Below are 24,274 nucleotides of genomic sequence, written 5' to 3'. Positions count from 1 at the left end.
TTCAGCTCCTCTCGGCCTCGGGGAACGGCTCGCCGTGGACGTAGCGGCCGAGCGCGGTGAGCGGGAAGACCTGCCGGTAGAGGTGGTAGTTGATGGAGAAGTCCCAGGGGAAGCCGGTGCCGGTGAAGTACGGCTCGTCCCAGGAGCCGTCCTCGGCCTGCGTCTCGGCGAGCCACCGGACGCCCCGCTCGACGGCCTTGGAGTCCTTCTCCCCCGCCGCGAGCAGCGCCATCAGCGCCCAGGCCGTCTGGGAGGCGGTGGAGGCGCCGCGCCCGCTCCATTCGCCGACGTACTTGTAGGAGCGCAGGTCCTCGCCCCAGCCGCCGTCGTCGTTCTGGACGTTCTCCAGCCAGGTGACCGCGCGCCGGATCGCCGGGTGCGCGGCGGGCAGTCCGGCCGCGGTCAGCGCGGGCACCACGGAGCCGGTGCCGTAGACGTAGTTGACGCCCCAGCGGCCGAACCAGGATCCGTCCGCCTCCTGTTCGGCGAGCAGCCACTCGATGCCGCGCCGGGTGCGCGGGTCGTGGGACATGCCCTCGAAGGCGAGCATCTCCACCACGTGCGCGGTGACGTCGGCCGAGGGCGGGTCGATGACCTCGCCGAAGTCGCAGAACGGCAGCCGGTTGGGGAACGGGCTGGTGTTGTCGACGTCGAAGGCGCCCCAGGCCCCGTTCTTCGACTGCATGCCGAGGTTCCAGCGCACCCCGCGCCCGATGGCCTTCTCCATCCGCTCCGGGTCGTGGTGCCGGACCCGGCGCAGCGCGAGGACCACCTCGGCGGTGTCGTCGATGTCGGGGTAGTTGTCGTTGTGGAACTCGAACGCCCAGCCGCCCGGCGGGAGTTGGGGGCGCTTCACGGCCCAGTCGCCGCGCCGGACGATCTGCTCGCCGAGCATCCAGTCGGCGGCTCTGACGAGTTGCGGGTGGTCGGCGGGCAGTCCCGCGTCGGCGAGCGCGATGGTCGCCAGACAGGTGTCCCAGACGGGCGACTGGCAGGCCTCGATCATCCGGGCGCCGTCCTCGCGCCACACGGCGTAACGATCCAGCGACTCGAGCCCGGCGCGCATCACGGGGTGTTCGAGGTCGTAGCCGAGCAGGTACAGGGCGATCACCGAGTACACGGCGGGGGGCTGGATACCGCCCCAGGCGCCGTCGTTCTCCTGGCGTTCGACGATCCAGCGGGCGGCGGAGTTCAGGGCGGAGCCGCGCAGCCGGCGCAGCGCGACCTTGCGGTAGCCGCGGACAACCTTGTCGAGCCGCTGGAAGACCCCCTCCCAGCTGGCCACCGGCGCCAGCGGCTGCGGCGGGTTCGGAACGGCCGGGTCGGTGTGCAGCTCGTCCAGCGGGAAGGGGGCCGGGCGCACCGGGCGCTTGGCCGAGACGACGGTGAGCGGCACGATCGTCTGCCGGGCCCACTGGCCGAAGTTGTAGATGCTGAGCGGGAACCACTTGGGGAAGTAGAGGAGTTCCGGGGGGAGTTCGGGCAGGTCCTCCCATTTCCACCAGCCGAACAGGGCCAGCCAGATCCGGGTGAACACCCGGGAGGCGGCGATCCCGCCGCGCTCGCGGATCCAGGCCGATGCCTTCGCCATGTGCGGGGCGTCCGGCGCGTCCCCGGCCAGCCGCAGGGCGACGTACGCCTCGATGGTGGTGGAGAGTTCGCCGGGGCCGCCGTAGAAGGTGGCCCAGGTGCCGTCCTCGCGCTGCTCGCCGCGGATGAAGAGGGCGGCGGCGGACACCGTCGACTCGTCGAGGGTGCCGAGGAACTGACGGAGCAGCAGGTCCTCGGCGTCCATGGTGACGTTGGTCTCCAGGTCGCCCTTCCACCAGCCCTGCGCGTCCTGCTGGGCGAGCAGATGGTCGGTGGCGCGCCGCATGGCGCGTTCGGCGGCTTCTTGTACCCCGGCCGCCACGGGGGTGCTGAGGTCGGTGGTGGCCGAGTCGGCCCGGGGCGGAACGGTGGCCCCGGTGCTTCCGTCGGTCGTCGCTGTCATGGCTTCCCCTTCTTGCAGTCGTACGAAATCGTTCTGCTGTGGGTCCGCCGTCGGCCGGTGCTGGCTGCGCGCTCGCACCGGCCGGCGACTACGCGAGGGCTATTCGACCGATAGTGATCATCTCTTTCGTACGACGACGAAGTCGGCCAGCGCCGTGAACTGCGCCCGCACCCGGTCGGGCATGTCGACGGCGTGCAGGGCCTCGATGGCGATGGTGTGCTGGCGACGCGCCTCCTCGGCGGTCCACTCCCGGCCGCCGGCCTCCTCGATGAGGGCGGCGCGGGCGGCGAACTCCTCCTCGGAGAAGTTCTCGAAGTCGCTGCTCTTGGCGTCGGCGGCGAGGATCTCGCCGAGCCGCTCGGAGGCGGACCCGCCCGCGGCGAGGGCGGCGACGACCGGCAGGGACTTCTTGCGCTGGCGCAGGTCGCTCCAGGTCTGCTTGCCGGTGGCGTCCGGGTCGCCCCAGATGCCGAGCAGGTCGTCGACGGCCTGGAAGGCGAGGCCCAGGTGGTAGCCGTACTTCTCCAGGGTGTCGGCGGTGCGGTCGTCGGCGCCGCCGAGCACCGCGCCGATGGAGCTGGAGGCGGCGAGCAGGGCGCCGGTCTTGTTGCCCTCCATCTCCAGGCACTCCTCGACGCTGACCCGGTCGCGGTGCTCGTAGGAGATGTCCTGGGCCTGGCCGTCGATCAGGGCCCGGGTGGCGGTGGTGATCCGGCGGGTGGCGCGGCCGGCCTCGACGGTGCCGAGTTCGAGCAGCACCTCGTTGGCGAGGGCGAACAGGGCGTCGCCGACCAGGATGGCCTGGGCGGGGCCGTGCACCTTCCAGACGGTGTCGCGGTGGCGGCGCTGTTCGTCGCCGTCCATCAGGTCGTCGTGCAGCAGCGAGAAGTTGTGGACGAGTTCGACGGCGACGGCGCCGGGGATGCCGACCTCGGGGGCGGCCCCGGTGACCTCGGCCGACAGGACCGCGAGGGCGGGGCGTACGGCCTTGCCGCCGTCGCCGTCGGCGGGGTTGCCCTCGGCGTCGATCCAGCCGAAGTGGTAGGCGGCCACGGTGTCCATGGGAGATGCCAGGCGGTCCACGGCCGCCCGCAGTACCGGTGTGGCAAGGGTCCGGCCGCGCTCCAGGAGCGCGGTCACGTCCACCGCGTCGGCAGCCGTCTCGGCCGGGGGCACAGTGGGCACAGTTTCTCCTCTTGTTGCGGTACCGGGGGTGCGGGGGCCTGCCGCCTGCTGATCGAGCGTCACGCCGCCTCCTCGAACTCGAAGAGGCGACGGGGGCGGGGCCGACCCAGGGTGTTCAACGCGGCGTCGGCCGCGAGGACACCGCTGCGGACCGCACTCTCCATGGTCGCGGGCCACCCGGTGGCGGTCCACGCTCCGGCCAGGTACAGGCCGGGGGCTCTGGTGCGGGCGTCGGGCCGCAGCCGCCCGACGCCGGGGGTGGGGGCGAACGTCGCGGTGCGCTCCCGGGTCACGAAGAAGTCCAGCACCCCGGCGCCGCGCGCGCCGGGCAACAGCCGTTCCAGCTCGGGCAGATAGCGCTCGCGCAGGTCGGCCACGGGGGTGTCGATCTCGTCCTGGGCCGCCGACTGGGACAGCGCGAGGTACTGTCCCGCGCGCAGCCCGGAGGCGTGGGTGCGGTCGAACACCCACTGGACCGGGGTGCCCAGGGCCGCGAAGAACGGCTTGGTGAGCACCTGACGGTCGTAGACCACATGGACGTTGAGGATCGGCGCGGTGCCGATCTCCAGCAGGTTCTCCGGGGCGTCCAGGGCGCCCGCCGGCAGCAGGTCGTGGGCCTCGCGCTGGGCCGCGGCGAGCACCACGGCGTCCGCGGTGAGCGTCTCGCCGGGAACCTGAACGCTCCACGTCCCGTTCTCGTTAGTGGAGACGGAGGTGACGCGTGTACGGACCTCGGTACGCACGCCCGCGGAGTCGAGCGCCTTGCGGGCGAGCCGGTCGTGCAGTTCGCCCAGCGGCACATGGGCCCAGCCGATGTCGGCCGCGCCCGGGTCGGACAGCAGACCGGTCTTGAACACCATCGCGGCGAGCCCCAGCGAGGCGTCGCCCGCGACCGCGTTGAGGGTGGCGACCCCGACCAGGTCCCACAGGGCCTCGACGGCACGCGCCGACTGGCCGTGGGCGGCCAGCCAGCTGCCGAAGTCCTGTGCGTCCAGGCTCGGATCGGCGAGGTCGAGCCCCTTGAGCGCGAGCGCGGCACGTCCCACCCTGGCCCGTTCGGCGAGCGAGAGGTGCGGATAGGCGGCCAGGCTGCGCCCCAGATGCAGGGGTACGGGCAGCGGGTCGCGACGGAGCCTGCCCAGGCGCCGCCCCTCCGGCTTGGCGAGGTCGAGCACGGGCACGTCGAGGCGGTCCTGCAGCGGTGCCAGCGCCGTGCCCTCGATGCGGTCGAGGAACCAGCGGTAGGCGGTGCAGCAACGCAGGTACACGTGCTGGCCGTTGTCCACGGTCAGTTCGCCGCGTTGGAAGGAGAAGGCGAGCCCGCCGAGCCTCGGCCTGCCTTCGAGAAGGGTGACCCGGACGCCCGCGTCGGCGAGCGCGAGCGCGGCCGTGATCCCGGCGAGCCCGCCGCCGACCACGACGGCACTGCGCCCGGACGTGATGTCGTCCTGCGTCCGTCCGGATCCCGTGCCGTCGGTCATCGTGCGCCCTCTCCCGCCTGCCCGCCGCCCCTGCGGAACGGGACAGGGCGGGCCGTCGCAGTCAGGGACGCGGCGCCGCACCGGAGGGTTGCCTGCCGTTTTTCTCCGGCGGAGTCACCTTGGCCCACTTTGTCCATCAGGTGCGCCTCCTGACGGTCAGGCGGGAGGTGTGACGCCGGGTGTCGATCCCGGAGAGGCCGCGCACGGCGACGTACGCCTTCTCGCGCCCGGGCAGCGAGACCCGGCCGCGCAGCACCGCCTCGGGTTCGCGCTCGATGCGGTCGAGCAGCCGGCGGTAGATCCCGGCCATGGCGGCGACACAGGCGCCGCTGCGCCGGTCGAGCATGGGCAGCAGCCGGTAGCCCTCGGCGAAAAGGGCACGGGCGCGCCGTACTTCGAAGTGCACCAGGCCCGCGAAGTCCGAGCCCTCCGGCGGGGTCGGCCCGTGGAACCCGGCCGAGCAGCCGAACTTGGCGAGGTCGTCGGCGGGGAGGTAGGTACGGCCGTTACCGGCGTCCTCGCGGACGTCCCGGAGGATGTTGGTGAGCTGGAGCGCGAGCCCGAGCGTGTCGGCATACTCCGGCGCGCGCTCGGCGCCGCGCGCCCCCGGTTCCGTGCCGAACACACCGAGCGAGAGCCGGCCGATGGCGCCGGCCACACAGCGGCAGTAGAGCTTGAGGTCGTCCCAGGTCTCGTAGGTCTCGCCGCGGACGTCCATCAGCACGCCGTCGATCAGCTCGTCCAGGCCGCCCAGCGGGATCGGGAAGGCCTGGGCGGAGTGCGCGAGGGCGACCGCGACCGGGTCGGTGTCGTCCTCGGCGACCGCGCCCTCCTGGACCCGGGCGAGCAGCGCCCGGGTGTCCTCCAGGCGGGCCACCTTCACCTCGTCGGCCAGCGCGCCGTCGCCGATGTCGTCGACGCGCCGGGAGAAGGCGTAGAGCGCCGACATGGCGCGCCGCTTGGACGTCGGCAGCAGCCTGATGCCGTAGGCGAAGTTCCGTGCCTGCTGTCCGGTGACGGTCTCGCAGTAGCTGTAGGCGGCGAGTACCGGTGCGGACACAGGTGTGGGAGAGTCCACGGTCCGGATCACCCCTCTCCTCGCAGAGTCACGCCCACCTCACGCAGCAACCGGCCCTTGCCGGGCTTGGGCGGGCCGGGAAGTACGTCGTATTCGGCGGCGGCGATCGCGTGGACCGCCGCCCTTCCCCCCGCCACGAACCCCGCGAGCAGCAGCTTCAACCTGCCGTGGACGCTACCCACAAGGGGGGCGCCTTCATTCAGGAGATCGCGGGCGCGTTGTGCTTCATATGCAACCAGTGCACGCACCGATGCGCCCGCGGTTTTCCTGGCGAGATCCGCCTCCTGGACGTGAAAGCGCTTCATGTCCTCGGCGGGCAGATAGATCCGGTCGCGGCCGAGGTCCTCGGCCACGTCCTGGAGGTGTTCGACGATCTGGAGTGCGGTGCAGATCGCGTCCGAGAGGCCGATCCGCTCGGGGGTCGAGGTGCCGGTGACGGCGAGGACCAGGCGGCCGACGGGGTTGGCGGACAGCTCGCAGTAGGCGAGGAGGTCGTCGTAGGTCTCGTACCGCTTGACGAGCTGGTCCTGGCGGTTGGCGGCGATCAGGCCGAGGAAGGGCTCGGGGGTCAGCTCGCGGCGGCGGACCGTGGGCTGCAGGCGGCGCAGCAGCGGGTGGTGCGGGGTGGCGTCGAAGACGCGGCGCAGATCGGCCTCGAAGGCGTCGAGGAGGACCAGCCGGTCCTCGGCCTGTGCGTCGGGCACGCCGAGCAGGCGGGCGTCGGCGCCGCCGGGGGCCAGGTCGCCGTCGCCGATGTCGTCGACGAGACGGGCGAAGCCGTAGACCGCCATCAGGTCGTCGCGCCAGGCCTTCGGCAGGAAGAAAGGGGCCACCGGGAAGTTCTCGTCCGCGGCCTTGTCGAGGGTGCCGCGCTCCGCGTCCGCGGTGCGCTCCGAGGCGGTCGCCGTCACCGTTCGCTGCCCGGGGCGGGGACGGCGCGGCCTGCGTTGAGCTGGGGAGTTTCCGTAGCCATTGCCGTCACATCTCCCGTTCTACACTGCCGACCCAATACACACTATTTCGGACACGCCGCCCAGCAATCCACGGGGCGGCCCGGCGGAGGGTGTCGCGCATTATCGCCCCACTTGCCGCTTTCCGGGACCGGTACAGCTTACGTTGTACAACGCATCGAGGTTCGTCGGGGTGTCCCGCAGATCACAACAACACACCGATTGGCGTCAAGATTCCTAAGGCGAGCCGGAGTTGACGTTTCCTTTGCAGACGCCGGGCCCCGCCGGAAAGGTTCCGGCGGGGCCCTGGGCGTGGCGGACTACTTGCCGGTGAACTTCTCGTACTCCTTGAGCACCTCTTCGGTCGGGCCGTCCATGCTCAGTTCACCGCGCTCCAGCCACAGGACCCGGTCGCAGGTGTCGCGGATCGACTTGTTGTTGTGGCTGACCAGGAAGACCGTGCCGGCGTGCTCCCGCAGCTGGCGGATCCGTTCCTCGGAGCGCTTGCGGAAGGCCGCGTCTCCGGTGGCCAGCGCCTCGTCGATCATGAGGACGTCGTGGTCCTTGGCGGCGGCGATGGAGAAGCGCAGCCGGGCCGCCATGCCGGAGGAGTAGGTGCGCATCGGCAGGGTGATGAAGTCGCCCTTGTCGTTGATGCCGGAGAACTCGACGATCTCCTCGTAGCGGTCCTTGATCTCCTCGCGGGTCATGCCCATGGCGAGCCCGCCGAGGATGACGTTCCGCTCGCCGGTGAGGTCGTTCATCAGGGCCGCGTTGACGCCGAGCAGCGAGGGCTGGCCGTTGGTGTAGACCCGGCCCTTCTCGGCCGGCAGCAGGCCGGCGATGGCCCGCAGCAGCGTGGACTTGCCGGAGCCGTTGGAGCCGATCAGGCCGATGGCCTCGCCGCGGTAGGCGACGAAGGAGACCCCGCGCACCGCGTGCACCTTGCGCACCCCGCGGTCGTCGCCGCGCTTGACGATCCGGCTGAGGGCGGAGGTCGCGCTGCCCTTGCCGCTCTTGGCGCCGTTGACGCGGTAGACGATGTGCACGTCCTCCGCGATGACGGTGGGGATCCGCTCCCCGATGGTCTGCTCAGCCACGGCCGTACCGCTCCTCAGCCTTCCAGAAGTACACGAACCCGCCCACGAACACGACCACGGCCCAGGACAGGGCGACGGCCCAGACGTGCGGCGGGAGGTTCGAGGCGCCGTAGCCGTCGATCAGGGCGAACCGCATCAGGTCCATGAAGACGGTGGCGGGGTTGACCTGGAGGAGCGTGCGCGCCCACTCCGGGCGGCCCTCCATCATCTTGCTGATCGAGAACATCACGCCGGACATGTACATCCAGGTCCGCAGCACGAACGGCAGCAGCTGCGCGAGGTCCGGCGTCTTGGCGCCCAGCCGGGCCACGATCAGGGCCAGCCCGGTGTTGAAGAGGAACAGCAGGAACAGGACCGGGACGACCAGCACCCAGGACAGGCCCGGACGGCTGCCGAAGCCGACCACCACGGCGACCATGACGATCATCGAGAACAGCAGCTGCTGGAGCTGCTGGAGCGCGAAGGAGACGGGCAGCGCGGCGCGCGGGAAGTGCAGCGCGCGCACCAGACCGAGGTTGCCGGAGATCGCGCGCACACCCGTCATGATCGAGCTCTGGGTGAACGTGAAGGTGAACACGCCGGTGACCAGGAACGGGATGTAGATGTCCTGCGACATACCGCGGCTGGCGTGCAGGATGACGCCGAAGATGAAGTAGTACACGGCCGCGTTCAGCAGCGGGGTGGCCACCTGCCAGAGCTGGCCGAGCTTGGCCTGGCTGTACTGGGCCGTGAGTTTCGCCTGCGAGAAGGCGAGGACGAAGTGCCGGCGTCCCCAGAGCTGGCGTACGTACTCGACGAGCGAGGGCCGGGCGCCGCTCACCGCGAGCCCGTACTGGGCGGCGAGCTGCGCCGCCGTGAGGCCCTCGTCGGGCGACGGCACCGCGGTCACCGCGATCCCGCCGTCATGCGTTGTCTCACTCAAGGGTCGGAGCCTTGTCCTCAGAATCGTCTTACGTTCGTCTTACTGAATTGTGCTACTGGACGCGACAGGTATCCGCCATCGGACACGGTCCAGGGGGCGTCCGCGTGCCACGCACGCGGACGGCGCACACCTTCGAGCTTGTCAGATCACCGGGGGACGGCCCAGTCGCGTGAGCTTCCACACGGTCCGCCAGCGCATCGGGCGGCGGGGTCCGCAGGGGGTGGTCCAGCCCTCCCGGAAGCCGGCGAACCAGGCGTGCAGGGCCGGGCGGGAGGGGCGGCGCAGCAGGGTGAGCAGCATCCACACGCCGAGGTAGACCGGGACCAGCGGGGCGGGCAGGTTGCGGCGGGCCAGCCAGACCCGGTTGCGGGCGACCATCCGGTGGTAGACCGCGTGCCGGGAGGGGGCGGTGGTGGGGTGGTACAGCACCATGTCGGAGCGGTAGTCGATCATCCAGCCGGCGTCCAGCGCCCGCCAGGCCAGGTCGGTCTCCTCGTGGGCGTAGAAGAACTCGTCCGGCAGGCCGCCGACCTCGGCGAGGACCTGGGTGCGGACGGCGTTGGCGCCGCCGAGAAAGGTGGTGACCCGGGAGGAGCGCATCGGGTCGGAGGCCCGCAGCCGCGGCACGTGCCGGCGCTGGGTGACGCCGGTCTCCGGGTCGGCGATGCGGAAGCTGACGATGCCGAGCCTCGGGTCGGCGTCGAAGGCCTCGCGGCACAGTTCGGCGGTGTCGTGCTCGGGGAGCAGACCGTCGTCGTCGAGGAAGAGCAGTATGTCGACATCGCGGCCGCTGGGGCCGAAGGCCTCTATGCCGACGTTGCGACCGCCGGGGATCCCGAGGTTCTCGGGCAGCTCCAGGGTGCGGACGCCGTCCGGCACCTCCGGGACCGGCGAGCCGTTGCCGACGACGACCACCTGGACCCGCTCGCCGTCCTGCTTGGCGACCGAGTCGAGGAGGGCGCGCAGTTCGTCCGGGCGGTTGCCCATGGTGATGACGACCGCGCCGACCTTCAGCCCGGCGCTCACCGCAGCCTGCTCGACGCGAGGACGGAGACCAGGTGCAACAGGGTCTGCAGCAGCGCGATCCCGGCGAGCACGGCGGTGCCGAGGCGGGTCCAGAAGAGGTCGCCGTGGAAGTGGTCGGCGACGGCGAGCAGCAGGATCAGCAGCGAGGCCTCGATGCCGAGGATCAGCCGGTGGAACCGGAACAGGGCGGCGGCCCGGCGGGCCAGCGCCATCCCGGAGGAGCGCATCTCGGCGGCGGCCTCCTTGACCACGGGCAGCCCGGCCTGGTGCCGGGCCACGCCGACCAGGTCGGTCTCGGCCTTGATCAGGATCGCGCCGAGCGCGGCCAGGGTGCCGAGGAAGGCCCACAGCCAGTCGATACGACCGCTGCCGAACAGGTCGGCGGCGCGCAGCCCGAGCCCGACCAGGACGGCCGCGTCGGTGAGGTACGCCCCGACCCGGTCGAGGTAGACCCCGCCGAGGGAGTACTGCTGCTTCCAGCGCGCGACCTCGCCGTCGACGCAGTCCAGGAGCAGGTACATCTGGACGCACACCACGCCGAGGACGGCGCCCCAGACGCCCGGCACCAGCAGCGCCGGGCAGGCGAGGACACCGAAGAGGGTCATCAGGTACGTGAGCTGGTTGGGCGTGACCCTGGTGTTCACCAGGTAGCGGTCTACCCGCAGGGACACCTCACGCATGTAGAGGCGCCCCATCCAGTGCTCACCGCTGCGCCGGTCCTTGACCCCAGCGGGGTGCACGACCGGACGGAGTTCAGCTACCGATGGCCTTGACATAGTCGACGTAGAAGTCCTTGATCTGGTGGGTCTTGAGGTCGAGGTGTTCGAGGATGGTGTAGCGGCCGGGACGGGTCTCCGGGGCGTACTCGACGACCCGGACGAACTCCTCCACGGTGAAGCCGATCTCCTCCGGCAGCACCGGCAGTCCGTGCCGGCGCAGCACATCGGCCATGTACGCGGACTCCTCGTGGGCTCCGCGCAGGTACATCGCGAAGGCCGCGCCGAGTCCGCACTGCTCGCCATGGCTGGCGGCACGCCTCGGGAACAGCAGGTCGAAGGCGTGGTTGATCTCGTGGCAGGCGCCGGAGGACGGGCGGGAGTCGCCCGACACCGACATGGCGATACCGCTGAGCACCAGCGCCTCGGCGAGCACCTGGAGGAAGTCGTTCTCCCCGATGCCGCCGGGGTGGCGCAGCACCGCCTCGCCGGCCTGCCGGGCCATGGCGGCCGCCAGTCCGTCGATCTTCTCGCCGGTGACGCGGTGGGACAGCTCCCAGTCCGCGATCGCCGAGATGTTGGAGACGGCGTCGCCGATGCCCGAGCGCACGAAGCGCGCCGGGGCCTCCCGGATGACGTCGAGGTCGATGACGACCGCGATCGGGTTCGGCACGCCGTAGGAGCCGCGGCCCGCGTCGTTGTCGAGGGTGGCGACCGGCGAGCACAGGCCGTCGTGGGCGAGGTTCGTCGGCACCGCGACCAGCGGCAGGCCCACCCGGGCCGCCGCGAACTTCGCGCAGTCGATGATCTTGCCGCCGCCGAGGCCCACGACCGCGTCGAAGCGTCCGGCCCTGATGTCGCCGGCCAGCCGGATCGCGTCGTCCAGGGTGCCGCCGCCGACCTCGTACCAGGTGGCGCCGGGCAGGCTCGGCGAGACGCGCTCGCGCAGCCTGGCGCCGGAGCCGCCGCTGACGGCGACGGCCAGCCGGCCGGAGTGCGAGATGCGTTCGTCGGCGAGCACGCCGGCGAGGTCGTCGAGGGCACCCGGGCGGATGTCGACGACGACCGGCGAGGGGATCAGCCGGGTCAGTACTGGCACGCGATCTCCCGTCCCCGGGCGAGATCGTCGTGGTTGTCGATCTCGACCCACCGGACGTCGCCGATGGACGCGACGTCGATGCGGAAGCCGCGGTTGACCAGCTCCTGGTAACCGTGCTCGTAGAACTGCTGCGGGTCGGTCTCCCAGACCGTCTTCAGCGCGTCGGCGAGCTCGGGGGCCGCGTCGCCCTCGATGAGGGTGACCCCGATGTACTCGCCGGTCGCCTCGGCCGGGTCCATCAGCTTGGTGATCTTCGTCATGCCCTGGCCGTCGCCGACGACGACCTTCATCTCCTCGTCGGCCAGCGACTTCACCGTGTCGAGGGCGAGGATGATCTTCTTGCCGTCACCGCGGGCGGCGAGCAGCGTCTTCTCGACGGAGACCGGGTGCACGGTGTCGCCGTTGGCGAGGATCACGCCGTCCTTGAGGGCGTCCCGGCCGCACCACAGGGAGTAGGCGTTGTTCCACTCCTCGGCCTTGTCGTTGTCGATGAGGGTGAGCGTGAGGCCGTACTTCTGCTCCAGGGCCGCCTTGCGCTCGTAGACGGCCTCCTTGCGGTAGCCGACGATGATCGCGACCTCGGTCAGGCCGATCTCGGCGAAGTTGCCGAGGGTCAGGTCGAGAACGGTGATCGAGTCCTCTATACCCGCGGGCCCCACCGGCACCAGCGCCTTGGGCAGGCTGTCGGTGTAGGGGCGCAGACGCCGTCCGGCGCCGGCCGCCAGCACGAGGCCGATCATGCGGGTTCTCCTTCATCGTGTACGGCGGGCGCCCCTGCGGACACCCAGAAGCGGATGCTCTCGACGAGCACCAGCCCGGCCACGAGCACGGCGAGGACCGTGAGCGCGACCTTGAACTGCGTGGCGGTGAGCGCCGCGGCCACCACGGTGACCAGGAGCGTTCGCCCTTCCTGCCCCCCGATGGCGCGTACCAGCCAGGCCGGCGGCGCCCCGGCGTCGCCGCGGATGCGGTACACCGTGTCGTAGTGATGGTAGGCGACGACGGCCACCAGGCCGAAAGCCGCGGGAAGGGCTCCGTTCACCCCGGCTTTGCTTGCGAGGACCAGGACGGTGCCGTACTCGGCGGCCCGGAAGAGGGGCGGGACCAGCCAGTCGAGGGCGCCCTTGAGCGGGCGGGCGAGGGCCAGGCCGGAGGTGAGGGCGTAGACGAGGGCGCCCACGACCGGCGCCCAGGTGACACCGGAGAAGAGGGAGACGGTGAGAACCGCCACTCCGGCGAGCGCCACGAGAAGGGGGGAACCGATGGGAGCACGGGAGACGAGTCCGGCCAGGGGGCCGTTGTCGGCCAGGTCCGCCAGCGCCTGCGCCGCCCGGTCGGTCCGCTTCGCCTTCCGGGTCAGCGACCGCAGCACCCGCCCGGCCGTCGTGTACGTGGCCGCGAGCGCGCAGCCGACCAGCAGTACGCAGAAGGTGATCCGCGGGGTCGTGGCCGCCGTCAGCACGGCTATCAGCGCCCACCGTTCGCCGATGGGCAGGACTATCATCCGGCGCACCCAGACCGTCCAGCCGACGCTGTCGAGCCGGTCGGAGAGCGCGGCGGTGGGGCTGGTGTTGGCGGTGGCGTCGTGGTTGGCCTCGTTGAAGGAGAAGTCGACCACGTGCCGGCAGGTCTGCAGGATCATCGCGCCGAGCGCGAGGGCCCACACGTCGTCGCCGCCGCGGGCCGCGCCGAGGGCGAGGCCGGCGTAGTAGGCGTACTCCTTGGCCCGGTCGAAGGTGGCGTCCAGCCAGGCGCCGAGCGTGGAGTACTGCAGGGAGTAGCGGGCGAGCTGGCCGTCGGTGCAGTCCAGGACGAACGAGCAGATCAGCAGGACGCCCGCGGCGACGAAGCCGATCCGGGTGCCGGTGGCCGCGCAGCCCGCCGCGATCAGCGCGGTGAGCAGGGAGGCGGTGGTGACCTGGTTGGGGGTCAGTCCGCGCCGGGCGCACCAGCGGGCGAGGTAGCGGGAGTACGGGCTGATGAAGAAGGTGGTGAAGAAGCCGTCGCGGGACTTCACGGCCGACTTCAGGCGTACGGCCTCGTCGTCCACGGCGGCGACGGCCTGCCGTGCCTCGTTGCGGGCCTGCGGGTCGGCGGGGACGGCGGCGACGAGACTGCCCAGCTCGGGGCGGTGGACGTCGGCGTCCAGGGCGGTGACGAGACCGTCGACGGCGAGGTCGGTGGAGCCGCCCGCGGCGGCCTCCCGGGTCAGCGCCCGGCTCAGGGCCTGGCGGCCGGCCGGCTGGGCGGTGACGGCGCCGGGGATGGCGGCGAGCGGGAAGCGCGGGTCGGTGAGGCCGAGGCGCAGGGCGTGCAGGTGGCCGACGAAGCGGGCGTCGACGACGGCCACGCGCCGGTCGGCGGGTACGGCCGCGAGGAGGTTTCCGGTGTCGGTGGCGTCGGAGGCCGCGAGCACCTCGAAGCCGAGCGCCCGCAGATCGCTCTCCAGTGACGATCCGGGGACCGGCTGACCGGTGACGATGGCGGTCGACAACCGAACTCACTCCCTGGGTGCGGCGCGTGGGGCGCCGGTCTCTCCTGCGTGGTGGGGCGCGCTGTGCCTGGTGGCCCCCGGACGGCATTCGGCAGAGGTTAGCGGATGGTGAGGACTGCTTGTTCACCGGCCGTTCACGGCACGGTCGACCCACTCTGCCCCGGCCTTTGCCGAGATCATCATCCGTGATCCGGGCCCCGGCCCACAAACCGCGCTCACAGAACGGGCATTGAGGACACCGGGACGAGGGCCGCGCGACCGTCCCCGACCGACCACCCGGAATCCCCGCCCGCTCACGACCGGTAACTGAGGCTACCCTGACCTGGGGTTTGTTTCCGCAGGTCAGGACATATGACAACGGTGTTCAGTGCCGCGTTGCCGGATACCCCCCACCCGTAGTTCACTGTGATCCCGGGCGGCACGGCGGAGCGGAACAGAGGAGGCGTATCCCATGGGGGCAGGGCACGACCACGGCCACGCGCACACGCACGCTCCGGCCACCGGCACGGCAGCGGCGGCGTACCGCGGACGGCTGCGGGTGGCGCTCGCCATCACCCTCGGGGTGATGGTGGTCGAGATCGCGGGCGGCCTGCTCGCCGACTCGCTGGCGCTGATCGCGGACGCGGCCCACATGGCGACCGACGCGCTGGGCCTCGGCATGGCCCTCCTCGCGATCCACTTCGCCAACCGCCCGGCGAGCACCCACCGCACCTTCGGCCTCGCCCGCGCCGAGATCCTGGCGGCCCTGGCCAACTGCCTGCTGCTGCTCGTGGTCGGCGGCTACGTGCTGTACGAGGCGGTCCAGCGGTTCGTCACGCCCGCGGACACCGAGGGCGGCCTGATGATCGTGTTCGGTCTGATCGGCCTGGTCGCCAACATGATCTCGCTCACGCTGCTGGTGCGCGGGCAGGCCGAGAGCCTGAACGTGCGCGGGGCCTTCCTGGAGGTGGCGGCGGACGCGCTGGGGTCGCTGGCGGTGCTGGTCTCGGCGGTGGTGATCCTGACCACCGGCTGGCAGGCGGCCGACCCGGTCGCCTCCCTGGTCATCGGCCTGATGATCGTGCCGAGGACGCTGAAGCTGCTGCGCGAGACCCTCGACGTGCTGCTGGAGTCGGCACCCAAGGACGTCGACATGGCGGAGGTGCGGACGCACATCCTGGCGCTGGACGGGGTCCGGGACGTCCACGATCTGCACGCCTGGACGATCACCTCCGGGATGCCGGTGCTGTCGGCGCACGTGGTGGTCGGCCCGGACGTGCTGAACGCCATCGGGCACGAGAAGATGCTGCACGAGCTACAGGGCTGCCTCGGTCACCACTTCGACGTGGAGCACTGCACCTTCCAGCTGGAGCCGAGCGGGCACGCGGAGCACGAGGCCCGGCTCTGCCACTGACGGCCCGGCGGCCGCCGTCCCGGAACGCATCGGTCCGGACTCCCCCGGCGTCCTTGTGTTCGAGGCCCCCGAGCGGTTCCCGTTCGTACCCGTAGGGCACGATCAACTACCGGGTCCCTCTTCCGGCGTGCCCGTGCCGGGAAGTGCCGGGAGTGTCGGATTCGTACGGCAGACTTGGTGCGAAGACCGAGGCGAAGGATGGGTATGCCGATCACACCTGCCACCGCGACGCACAGCACGTCGGAGGGCACCGCGGACGCGATTTTGCTTGAACTCGTCGACGAGAAGGGTGTGACCATCGGTACCGCGGAGAAGCTGGCCGCGCATCAGCCACCCGGGCAGCTGCACCGGGCGTTCTCGGTCTTCCTCTTCGACGAACACGGCCGGCTGCTGCTCCAGCAGCGGGCACTGGGCAAGTACCACTCCCCCGGTGTGTGGTCCAACACCTGCTGCGGCCACCCCTACCCCGGTGAGGCCCCCTTCGCGGCGGCGGCCCGCCGCACCTTCGAGGAGCTGGGGGTCTCCCCCTCGCTGCTCGCCGAGGCCGGCACGGTCCGCTACAACCACCCGGACCCGGCCTCCGGACTGGTCGAGCAGGAGTTCAACCACCTGTTCGTCGGCATGGTGCAGGCGCCGCTCGCGCCGGACCCGGAGGAGGTCGAGGCGACCGCCTTCGTGACGGCCGCCGAGCTGACCGAGCGGCACGCCCGGGACACCTTCTCCTCCTGGTTCATGACCGTGCTGGACGCGGCCCGTCCGGCGGTCAGGGAGCTGACGGGCGCGTCCGCCGGCTGGTGAGAATCCTCACCCGGCCCCTCAGGGCAGCCCCGCGGGTTTGAGCGGCAGGGCGGCCCAGATCACCTTGCCGCCGCTCGACGTGTGCTCCACGTCCACGACCCCGCCCGCCTCCCGGGCCACCTCCCGGACCAGCAGCAGCCCCCGGCCGCCGAGCTGGCCGTGGTCGGCCTCCAGGGCGGTCGGACGGTAGGGGTGGTTGTCCTCCACCGACACCCGCACCCACTCGGCGCCGACGGCGACCTCGACGGCGAGCACCGGCGACAGCAGCGCCGCGTGCTTGACCGCGTTGGTGACCAGCTCCGAGACGATCAGCAACAGCCCGTACCCCAGGTCCTCCGAGATCGGGACGCCCTGGCGCTGGAGCAGGTCCCGTACGGCGCGCCGCGCCTGCGGGACCGAGGCGTCCACGGCGGCGGCGGTGAACCGCCAGACTCCTTCGTACGGCAGCGGATCCGGCGGCGGCGCGCCGCCCGCCTCTGGACGCGGGTCGTGCCCGCGCCCGTGGTTCTCCATCGTCCGGTCGCCACCCTCGCGCTCGATTGTCACCACACGTCGAGTGTTGGTAACGACCCGCGCCGCTCCGGATGACTGAACACAAGTCAGCAACTATCGAGCGGATCTGACCGTTGGCGTATGACAAGGTCACGTGAGGGACCGATCCTGTCCCCGCACAAGCCGACTTCGCGAACTATTCGGGTTGTACTGCAACCCTGCCCGGACTGCGGGGAACTCCCTCCGGGACGCGGATACCATCCCGCATCATGGAGCCTCGCCTCACCCACCGGGTCGAAGACGCCGTTGCCACCGTGGTCATGGGCAACGCCGCCAAACGCAACGCGATGACCGCGGCGATGTGGCGAGCCCTCCCGCCCCTGCTCGACGAGCTGTCCGCCGACCCCGCCGTGCGGGCCCTCGTGCTGACCGGCGAGGGGGACACCTTCTGCGCCGGCGCCGACATCTCCACGCTCCGGGACTCCCCCGCCGAGGCGCAGCACCTCGCCGGCGCCGCCGAGGAGGCCCTCGCGGCGTTCCCCAAGCCGACGCTCGCGGCGGTGCGCGGCCACTGTGTCGGCGGCGGCTCCCAGCTCGCCGCCGCCTGCGATCTGCGGTTCGCCGAGGAGGGCGCGCTGTTCGGGGTGACGCCGGCCAAGCTCGGCATCGTCTACCCGGCCTCCTCCACCCGGCGCCTGGTCTCCCTCGTCGGCCCCGCCACCACCAAGTACCTCCTCTTCTCGGGCGAGTTGATCGACGCTCAGCGGGCGCTGCGCACCGGCCTGGTCGACGAGGTGCTGCCCGAGGGCGAGCTGGACAAGCGGGTCGCCGAGTTCACCCGGACCCTGGTGGCGCGCTCCCAGCTGACGCAGGCCGCCGCGAAGGAGTTCGCGAACGGCCGCACCGACCGGGACGCCCACTGGAGCGAGCAGGCGCGCGGCAGCGGCGACACCGCCGAGGGCGTCGCCGCGTTCCTGGAGCGCCGCCGGCCGCGGTTCAGCTGGGCTGTTCCCGGCCGAGGATGAACCGGCTCATCGAGCGGAGCAGGCCGACGACCTCGGCGGGCGCCTTCTCGGGGGATCCCGCGTCGTAGGGCGGCTGCGGGTCGTACTCGATGCCGAGCTGTACGGCCTGGGCGACGGCGTCCCCGGCGATCCGGCCGATCAGGGTGAGTCCCATGTCGATGCCGGAGGAGACACCGGCCGCGGTGACGTACTTGCCGTCGAGGACGACCCGCTCCCCCGTCGGCTCGGCGCCCAGCCTCCGCAGCTCGTCGAGGGCCAGCCAGTGCGAGGTCGCGCGGCGCCCGTCGAGGAGCCCGGCGGCGGCGAGCAGCAGGGAGCCGGTGCACACCGAGGTGGTCCAGGTGCTGGTGGCGTCGGCGGCGCGGATCCACCCCAGCAGAGCCTCGTTCTCCATCTGCGGGGTCTGGCCGGGGCCGCCTGGGACGACCACGACATCGGGGCTGGGCACCTCGGCGAAGGTCTTCTCGGCGGTCAGCGCCAGGGTGCCGCTGTCGGTGCGGACGGGGCCGGCCCGCTCGGCGACGAAGACGAGTTCGGCGTCCGGGAGACGGCCCAGGGTCTCGTAGGGCCCCACCGCGTCGAGGGCGGTGAAGCGGTCGTAGAGGACGATCGCGATCTGCATGGCTCTCCTAACCGGGTTGGCCGACGGCGGCCGGGCGGAACCTGCGCCGGTACTCGGCGGGGGTCGCGCCCAGGGCCTTGAGAAAGGCGCGGCGCATCGCTTCGGGCGTGCCGTAGCCGCTGGCTCGGGAGACCTCCGCGACGCCGTCGCCGGTGTCCTCCAGGAGCCGGCGGGCGTGCTCCAGCCGGACCCGGTCGACATAGCGGCCGGGCGTCGTCCCGGTCTCGGCCTGGAAGGCGCGGGCGAAGTGGCGGGGCGAGAGGGCGGCACGGGCGGCCAGGGCCTCGACGCCGAGGTCGTCCTCCGGGTGCTCGGTGATCCACTGCTGGACCTCCCGGAGCGGCTCGCGCCGCGCGGTCTGGGCGGCGAGCTGGGCGCTGAACTGGGCCTGGTTACCGGGCCTGCGCAGGAACACCACCAGGTGCCGGGCGACGGTGAGCGCGACGGCCCGGCCCAGGTCCTCCTCGACGAGGGCGAGCGCCAGGTCGATGCCCGAGGTGACGCCGGCCGAGGTGGAGAGCCGCCCGTCCCGGACGTAGATCGGGTCGGGGTCGACCTCGACGGCCGGGTGGTCACGGGCGAGCTTGTCGCAGTACGCCCAGTGGGTGGTGGCCCGGTGGCCGTCGAGCAGCCCGGCGTCGGCGAGCAGGATGGCGCCGGTGCAGACGGAGACGAGCCGTCCGGCGCGCGGCCCGTGTGCCCGCAGCCACTCGACCAGTTCCGGGTCGGGGCGCCGGGTGCCCTGCCCGCCGGGGACGAGCAGCGTGTGCGGCTCGGGTGCCGCTTCGGCCAGGGCCGCGTCCGGTACGACGGTGAGCCCGCTGGAGGTGCGTACGGGGGCCCCGTCCAGGGAGGCCGTACGGACGCGGTAGCTGCCCGGGGTCTGGGTCTCGGCGCCCGTGAACACCTCCACGGGGCCGGTGACGTCGAGGCTCTGGACGCCGTCGAAGAGGACGACGAGGACGGTTCGCTGCGCCATGCCGTCGATTCTTCGCGGCCCGCCCGATGGCCGCAACGACGAGTTCCCCACCTTTTCTGCCATGACTTCCGGCATGACCTCAGCCACGACGGGCCGAGCACTGGAGTACGTACCGACCAGTCAGTAACGTGCTCGCCATGACTACCGCCGCCCTGGAGCCGCGCGCCGGCCGCCGCTGCCACACCATGCTCAACTCGCTGCACGCGACCCACTTCTTCAGCCCCGAGCTGGCCGAGGAACTGGCCGCGCTCGGGGTCACCCACCCGCGGGCCGTCAACTTCGCGGTACGGGCGGCCGCGCTGGGGCCGGTCGGGCCGGGCACGGTGACGGCGACGTTCTACAACTACAAGTACGAACTGGTGGCCCGGCACGTACCGGCGGTCTGGGAGACCGCCGCCCCGCAGGACGTCCTCGCCGCGCGCCTGCGCGCGGTCGACGCGTCGCTGCGACGGCTGCTCGGCGCCGACACGGTGGTCTCCGACGGCATGGCCGAGGCCGCGCGGCTCGCCCTGCGCGCCACCGAGGCGTGCTCCCGCTCGGGCCGCCCGCTGTACGCGGCCCACGCGGACCTGCCGGTGCCGGAGCAGCCGCACCTCGCCTACTGGTACGCGGGCACGCTGCTGCGCGAGCACCGCGGCGACGGCCACCTCGCGGCGCTGCTCGCGGCCGGACTCGACGGCCTGGAGGCGGTGGTGACCCACACGGCGACCGGCAAGGGCATGAACCCGAAGTGGGTCTTCGCCACGCGCGGCTGGAACCAGGACGACTGGGACGCGGCGGTACGACGACTGCAAGACCGCGGCCTCCTCGACGCGGCCGGCGAGCCGACCGGGGCGGGGGTGGCCCTGCGGGCCCACGTCGAGGCGGAGACCGACCGCCTGGACCGGGCCCCCTACGAACACCTCGGTCCCGAGGCCGTGGCCCGGCTGACCGAACTGGCGGCCGGTTTCACGGGGGCGGCGGTGGCCGCGGGAGCGTTTCCCGCGGACCTGATCGGAAAGGGCTGACGGGGGCGTTCGACGTGGGGGCCGGTTCGGCGGCGGGGCGGGTTTGCGGGGAGTCCGTGTCGTGGAGGGGCGCCCTGCGGCCCGGTTGTCGGTGTCACCTGCCACAATTGCCGCGCAACCTCAGTGGAGAAGGCGGTACGGGATCGTGACGACACCCGGGTTCCTGGTTCCAGGGTCCATCGAAGGCAGGATCGCCGAGGAGCTCGGCGTACGGGAGCGGCAGGTCAAGGCTGCCGTGGAGCTGCTCGACGGCGGTTCGACGGTGCCCTTCATCGCCCGCTACCGCAAGGAAGCGACCGAGATGCTCGACGACGCGCAGCTGCGCACGCTCGAGGAACGGCTGCGCTACCTGCGGGAGCTGGAGGAGCGGCGGACGGCGATCCTGGAATCGGTGCGCGAGCAGGGCAAGCTCACCGAGGAGCTGGAGGCGCAGATCCGGGGCGCGGAGACCAAGGCGCGCCTGGAGGACATCTACCTGCCGTACAAGCCGAAGCGGCGGACCAAGGCCCAGATCGCGCGGGAGGCCGGCCTGGAGCCGCTGGCCGAGGGGCTGCTCGGGGATCCGGGGGTGGAGCCGCTGGCGGCCGCCGCCGCGTTCGTGGACGCCGACAAGGGCGTCGCCGATCCGCAGGCCGCCCTGGACGGCGCCCGCGCGATCCTCACCGAGCGCTTCTCGGAGGACGCGGACCTGATCGGCGAGCTGCGTGAGCGCATGTGGGTGCGCGGCCGGCTCGCCGCGAAGGTGCGGGACGGCAAGGAGGAGGCGGGCGCGAAGTTCGCCGACTACTTCGAGTTCGCCGAGCCGTTCACCGACCTGCCCTCGCACCGCATCCTCGCGATGCTGCGCGGCGAGAAGGAGGAGGTCCTCGACCTCACCCTGGAGCCGGAGGAGGCGACGGAGGGCCCGTCCTCGTTCGAGGGCATCGTCGCCCACAGGTTCGCGATCACCGACCGGGGGCGGCCCGCCGACAAGTGGCTGTCGGACACGGTCCGCTGGGCCTGGCGCACCCGCATCCTCGTCCACCTCGGCATCGACCTGCGGCTGCGGCTGCGCACGGCCGCCGAGGACGAGGCGGTCAACGTCTTCGCGGCGAACCTGCGCGACCTGCTGCTCGCCGCCCCGGCCGGCACCCGCGCGACCCTGGGCCTGGACCCGGGTTTCCGCACCGGCGTGAAGGTCGCCGTGGTCGACGCGACCGGCAAGGTGGTCGCCACCGACGTCATCTACCCGCACGTCCCGGCGAACAAGTGGGACGAGGCGATCGCCAAGCTGGCCCGGCTCGCCAAGGAGCACGCGGTCGACCTGGTCGCGATCGGCAACGGCACGGCGTCCCGCGAGACCGACAAGCTCGCCGGTGAACTCATCACCAAGCACCCGGAGTTGAAGCTCACCAAGGTGATGGTGTCCGAGGCCGGCGCCTCCGTGTACTCGGCCTCCGCGTTCGCCTCCCAGGAGCTGCCCGACATGGACGTGTCGCTGCGCGGCGCGGTCTCCATCGCGCGCCGGCTCCAGGACCCGCTGGCCGAGCTGGTGAAGATCGACCCCAAGTCGATCGGTGTCGGCCAGTACCAGCACGACCTGTCCGAGGTGAAGCTGTCGCGCTCGCTGGACGCGGTGGTCGAGGACTGTGTGAACGGTGTCGGGGTCGACGTCAACACCGCCTCCGCTCCGCTGCTCGCCCGGGTCTCCGGCATCACCTCCGGGCTCGCCGAGAACATCGTGGCCCACCGCGACGCCAACGGCCCGTTCACCTCCCGCGGCCAGCTGAAGAACGTGGCCCGGCTCGGCCCGAAGGCGTACGAGCAGTGCGCGGGCTTCCTGCGCATCCGCGGCGGCGAGGACCCGCTGGACGCGTCCAGCGTCCACCCGGAGGCGTACCCCGTCGTCCGGCGGATGGTGAAGACGTCCGGGCAGGAGGTGGCCGCGCTCGTCGGCAACACGGGCGTGCTGCGCTCGTTGCGGCCGACGGACTTCGTGGACGAGACGTTCGGTCTGCCGACCGTCACCGACATCCTCAAGGAACTGGAGAAGCCGGGGCGCGACCCGCGTCCGGCCTTCAAGACGGCCACCTTCAAGGAGGGCGTCGAGAAGCTCTCCGACCTGTCGTCCGGGATGATCCTGGAGGGGGTCGTCACCAACGTGGCGGCGTTCGGCGCGTTCGTCGACATCGGTGTGCACCAGGACGGCCTCGTGCATGTCTCCGCGATGTCCAGGACGTTCGTCAAGGACCCGCGGGACGTCGTGAAGCCGGGTGACATCGTCAAGGTGAAGGTCCTCGACATCGACATCCCGCGCAAGCGGATCTCGCTGACGCTGAGGCTGGACGACGAGGCGGCGCCGCCGGCCTCCGGCGGTGAGCGCCGACCGCAGCGGGGCGGCGGTGGGCGTCCGCCTCAGCAGCGGCAGCAGCAGCGCCAGGGCGGCGGCGGGGGCGGGGGTTCTCGTCAGGGGGCCGCGCCGGCTCCGGCCAACAGTGCGATGGCTGACGCGTTGCGCCGGGCCGGGTTGCTGAATCCGAAGAACGGGAAGCGCTGACCGTACCTTCGTGGGTCGTGGGGAGCCGCGGGACCGTTGTGGCTGGTCGCGCGGTTCCCCACGCCCCTGACGGGGCGCGTCGGCCCCTGGCCGCCTAATTGGGTGGACGAAGATCCTTGGGTCCGGAGACTGGGCCCATGACTGGATCCGACTTCAAGGCCGATCTCCACACCTACCTCCAGGACGCCCGTGACGTGCTGTTGTGGAAGCTGGAGGGGTTGTCCGAGTACGACATACGACGGCCGCTGACTCCCACGGGTACGAATCTGCTCGGCCTGGTCAAACATCTCGCCGGTGCCGAGGCCTGGTACTTCGGGGCGACCTTCGGGCGGTCGTTCGCCGGGACCGCCCTGTGGATCACCGGGGACGCGGAGCCCAACGCGGATCTGTGGGCGCGGGCGGACGAGACGCGTGCGGAGACGGTCGGGCTGTACCGGCGGGCCTGCGCCCACTCGGACGAGACGATCGGTGCGCTGGCCCTGGACGCGGTCGGGCAGCTGCCCGGTGACCGGCCGAAGGAGATCACCCTGCACCGCGTCCTCACCCACATGGTCGCCGAGACCCAACGGCACGCCGGTCACGCCGACATCGTGCGCGAACTCGTCGACGGGGCGACCGGGCAGCGGGCGAACGGCGCCAACACGGCACCCGGCGACGCGGCGGCCTGGGCCGCGCACCGGGACCGGGTGGAGCGGGCGGCCGCGGCAGCCGGGCGGCCCGGCCGGTGAACGAAGCCGGGGGCGAGTCGTTCCGCGCGGCGACGGTCCGTGGCACCGTCGGATGACGGTGGGCCGACGCGGTCGGCGTCGGCCGACGGATCACTTCCCTTCGGGCGGCTGGGCGGTGCCGTTCATCGCGGTGCCGTTCATCAGGGTGCCGTTCATCCGGGCGCGGTTCTCCGCGAGCAGTTCCTGGACGCGCCGCTCCACTTCGACGGGGTCGACGCCGAGGGCACGGCCCATGTGGATGGACCACACCTCCGAGCGCACGTTGGTCTCGAAGTCCAGGTCGGCGCGGACGTTCTCGCGGGCGGCCTGGCGGTTCTGGCTCACCATCACGAAGGTGGACAGGAAGATCGCCTCCAGGCTGACGATCATGGTGAGCAGTCCGAAGGGGTACGGGTCCCAGATCGCGCCCTCGCCGAACACGCCCTCGTTGCACACGATCCAGACCATGAACCAGAGCGCGTGCAGGTACACGAACCCCATGGTCCCGGCCCAGGCGGTGATGGCGTCCGCGATCCGGTCCTGGGTCCCCCGCATCCGCGCGAGGATGTCCTGTTCGTTCGTGATCCGCAAGGCCGGGCGCTTCGGTGTGCCCATGGTCCCTCCCTGCCGTTGTCCGACGGTGATCGAAGCGTACGGGGAGCGCGGCACGG

22 protein-coding genes and 1 pseudogene are annotated in these 24,274 nt (G+C 71.8%); 6 read left to right on the top strand and 17 right to left on the bottom strand.

The window, feature by feature from the left end; genetic code table 11:
• Window position 1: 1 nt before the first annotated feature.
• The 13 genes and pseudogenes from shc to ACIPSJ_RS32245 form a co-directional block, all read right to left on the bottom strand.
• Entirely contained in the window at window positions 2-1,993 is a 1,992-nt protein-coding gene (shc, locus tag ACIPSJ_RS32305; protein ID WP_359221705.1) for a squalene--hopene cyclase, read from the bottom strand.
• A gap of 117 nt (window positions 1,994-2,110) precedes the next feature.
• On the bottom strand, window positions 2,111-3,178 hold the full coding sequence (locus ACIPSJ_RS32300) for a polyprenyl synthetase family protein (protein ID WP_359221707.1): 1,068 nt from the start codon (window positions 3,176-3,178) through the stop codon (window positions 2,111-2,113).
• A 59-nt stretch (window positions 3,179-3,237) separates the two neighbouring features.
• Window positions 3,238-4,740: a hydroxysqualene dehydroxylase HpnE gene (gene hpnE / locus ACIPSJ_RS32295; RefSeq protein WP_401351210.1), complete on the bottom strand. Its 1,503-nt coding sequence runs from the start codon at window positions 4,738-4,740 to the stop codon at window positions 3,238-3,240.
• Window positions 4,719-4,796, bottom strand: a pseudogene (locus ACIPSJ_RS32290) (DUF6380 family protein); the annotation flags it as partial. The pseudogene ACIPSJ_RS32290 and the gene hpnE, both read right to left, overlap by 22 nt.
• Complete coding sequence (hpnD, locus tag ACIPSJ_RS32285) at window positions 4,796-5,749, bottom strand: presqualene diphosphate synthase HpnD (protein ID WP_401351209.1); 954 nt, start codon at window positions 5,747-5,749, stop codon at window positions 4,796-4,798. The gene hpnD and the pseudogene ACIPSJ_RS32290, both read right to left, overlap by 1 nt.
• Complete coding sequence (gene hpnC, locus ACIPSJ_RS32280; RefSeq protein ID WP_401351207.1) at window positions 5,746-6,648, bottom strand: squalene synthase HpnC; 903 nt, start codon at window positions 6,646-6,648, stop codon at window positions 5,746-5,748. The genes hpnD and hpnC overlap by 4 nt, the downstream gene beginning before the upstream one ends.
• A gap of 359 nt (window positions 6,649-7,007) precedes the next feature.
• Entirely contained in the window at window positions 7,008-7,787 is a 780-nt protein-coding gene (locus ACIPSJ_RS32275) for an ABC transporter ATP-binding protein (protein WP_401351205.1), read from the bottom strand.
• Window positions 7,780-8,709: an ABC transporter permease gene (locus tag ACIPSJ_RS32270; RefSeq protein ID WP_401351203.1), complete on the bottom strand. Its 930-nt coding sequence runs from the start codon at window positions 8,707-8,709 to the stop codon at window positions 7,780-7,782. Before ACIPSJ_RS32270 ends, ACIPSJ_RS32275 begins: the two co-directional genes overlap by 8 nt.
• 141 nt (window positions 8,710-8,850) lie before the next feature.
• A complete protein-coding gene (locus tag ACIPSJ_RS32265; protein WP_355714703.1) occupies window positions 8,851-9,735 on the bottom strand; it encodes a glycosyltransferase in 885 nt (294 codons plus the stop codon).
• Window positions 9,732-10,475: a CDP-alcohol phosphatidyltransferase family protein gene (locus ACIPSJ_RS32260; protein ID WP_355714700.1), complete on the bottom strand. Its 744-nt coding sequence runs from the start codon at window positions 10,473-10,475 to the stop codon at window positions 9,732-9,734. Before ACIPSJ_RS32260 ends, ACIPSJ_RS32265 begins: the two co-directional genes overlap by 4 nt.
• A 13-nt stretch (window positions 10,476-10,488) precedes the next feature.
• Window positions 10,489-11,550 carry an iron-containing alcohol dehydrogenase family protein gene (locus ACIPSJ_RS32255; protein ID WP_401351202.1) on the bottom strand — a complete coding sequence of 354 codons (1,062 nt, stop codon included), beginning with the start codon at window positions 11,548-11,550 and terminating at the stop codon, window positions 10,489-10,491.
• Window positions 11,538-12,290 (bottom strand): phosphocholine cytidylyltransferase family protein, encoded by a 753-nt coding sequence (locus tag ACIPSJ_RS32250; RefSeq protein WP_359221716.1) that lies wholly within the window; start codon window positions 12,288-12,290, stop codon window positions 11,538-11,540. Before ACIPSJ_RS32250 ends, ACIPSJ_RS32255 begins: the two co-directional genes overlap by 13 nt.
• Window positions 12,287-14,044, bottom strand: coding sequence for a DUF5941 domain-containing protein (locus tag ACIPSJ_RS32245; RefSeq protein WP_401351200.1), 1,758 nt, complete (start codon window positions 14,042-14,044; stop codon window positions 12,287-12,289). Before ACIPSJ_RS32245 ends, ACIPSJ_RS32250 begins: the two co-directional genes overlap by 4 nt.
• 451 nt (window positions 14,045-14,495) lie before the next feature.
• On the opposite strand from ACIPSJ_RS32245, the gene ACIPSJ_RS32240 reads away from it, so the two are divergent.
• Window positions 14,496-15,437 (top strand): cation diffusion facilitator family transporter, encoded by a 942-nt coding sequence (locus tag ACIPSJ_RS32240; protein ID WP_393659743.1) that lies wholly within the window; start codon window positions 14,496-14,498, stop codon window positions 15,435-15,437.
• A 204-nt stretch (window positions 15,438-15,641) separates the two neighbouring features.
• Window positions 15,642-16,235 carry an isopentenyl-diphosphate Delta-isomerase gene (gene idi / locus ACIPSJ_RS32235; protein ID WP_359221720.1) on the top strand — a complete coding sequence of 198 codons (594 nt, stop codon included), beginning with the start codon at window positions 15,642-15,644 and terminating at the stop codon, window positions 16,233-16,235.
• Window positions 16,236-16,253: 18 nt separating this feature from the next.
• Here idi and ACIPSJ_RS32230 read toward each other — a convergent pair whose 3' ends face one another.
• Window positions 16,254-16,748 (bottom strand): ATP-binding protein, encoded by a 495-nt coding sequence (locus tag ACIPSJ_RS32230; RefSeq protein ID WP_359221764.1) that lies wholly within the window; start codon window positions 16,746-16,748, stop codon window positions 16,254-16,256.
• Window positions 16,749-16,996: 248 nt separating this feature from the next.
• On the opposite strand from ACIPSJ_RS32230, the gene ACIPSJ_RS32225 reads away from it, so the two are divergent.
• Window positions 16,997-17,752 carry an enoyl-CoA hydratase/isomerase family protein gene (locus tag ACIPSJ_RS32225; RefSeq protein WP_401351199.1) on the top strand — a complete coding sequence of 252 codons (756 nt, stop codon included), beginning with the start codon at window positions 16,997-16,999 and terminating at the stop codon, window positions 17,750-17,752.
• Here ACIPSJ_RS32225 and ACIPSJ_RS32220 read toward each other — a convergent pair.
• A complete protein-coding gene (locus tag ACIPSJ_RS32220; protein WP_359221722.1) occupies window positions 17,724-18,374 on the bottom strand; it encodes a DJ-1/PfpI family protein in 651 nt (216 codons plus the stop codon). The two genes, ACIPSJ_RS32225 and ACIPSJ_RS32220, sit on opposite strands and share 29 nt — an antisense overlap.
• Window positions 18,375-18,381: 7 nt before the next feature.
• Window positions 18,382-19,353, bottom strand: coding sequence for a GlxA family transcriptional regulator (locus ACIPSJ_RS32215; protein WP_401351197.1), 972 nt, complete (start codon window positions 19,351-19,353; stop codon window positions 18,382-18,384).
• Window positions 19,354-19,490: 137 nt separating this feature from the next.
• Here ACIPSJ_RS32215 and ACIPSJ_RS32210 point away from each other — a divergent pair, with 137 nt between their 5' ends.
• From ACIPSJ_RS32210 to ACIPSJ_RS32200, 3 genes are all read left to right on the top strand, one after another.
• Window positions 19,491-20,360: a hypothetical protein gene (locus ACIPSJ_RS32210; protein ID WP_401351195.1), complete on the top strand. Its 870-nt coding sequence runs from the start codon at window positions 19,491-19,493 to the stop codon at window positions 20,358-20,360.
• Window positions 20,361-20,505: 145 nt separating this feature from the next.
• A complete protein-coding gene (locus ACIPSJ_RS32205; RefSeq protein ID WP_401351193.1) occupies window positions 20,506-22,896 on the top strand; it encodes a Tex family protein in 2,391 nt (796 codons plus the stop codon).
• A gap of 137 nt (window positions 22,897-23,033) precedes the next feature.
• Window positions 23,034-23,624, top strand: a complete 591-nt coding sequence (locus ACIPSJ_RS32200; RefSeq protein ID WP_401351191.1) for a DinB family protein — start codon at window positions 23,034-23,036, stop codon at window positions 23,622-23,624.
• 90 nt (window positions 23,625-23,714) lie between these two features.
• Here the strand turns inward: ACIPSJ_RS32200 and ACIPSJ_RS32195 are convergent, their stop codons facing one another.
• Window positions 23,715-24,218 carry a DUF1003 domain-containing protein gene (locus tag ACIPSJ_RS32195; protein WP_401351189.1) on the bottom strand — a complete coding sequence of 168 codons (504 nt, stop codon included), beginning with the start codon at window positions 24,216-24,218 and terminating at the stop codon, window positions 23,715-23,717.
• Window positions 24,219-24,274 lie beyond the last annotated feature (56 nt).

The organism is Streptomyces sp. NPDC090088 (assembly GCF_044747345.1).
In the GTDB taxonomy this organism is placed as follows: domain Bacteria; phylum Actinomycetota; class Actinomycetes; order Streptomycetales; family Streptomycetaceae; genus Streptomyces.
Note: the sequence above shows the minus strand (reverse complement) of the source record. Positions and strands in the feature narration are given on the sequence as shown.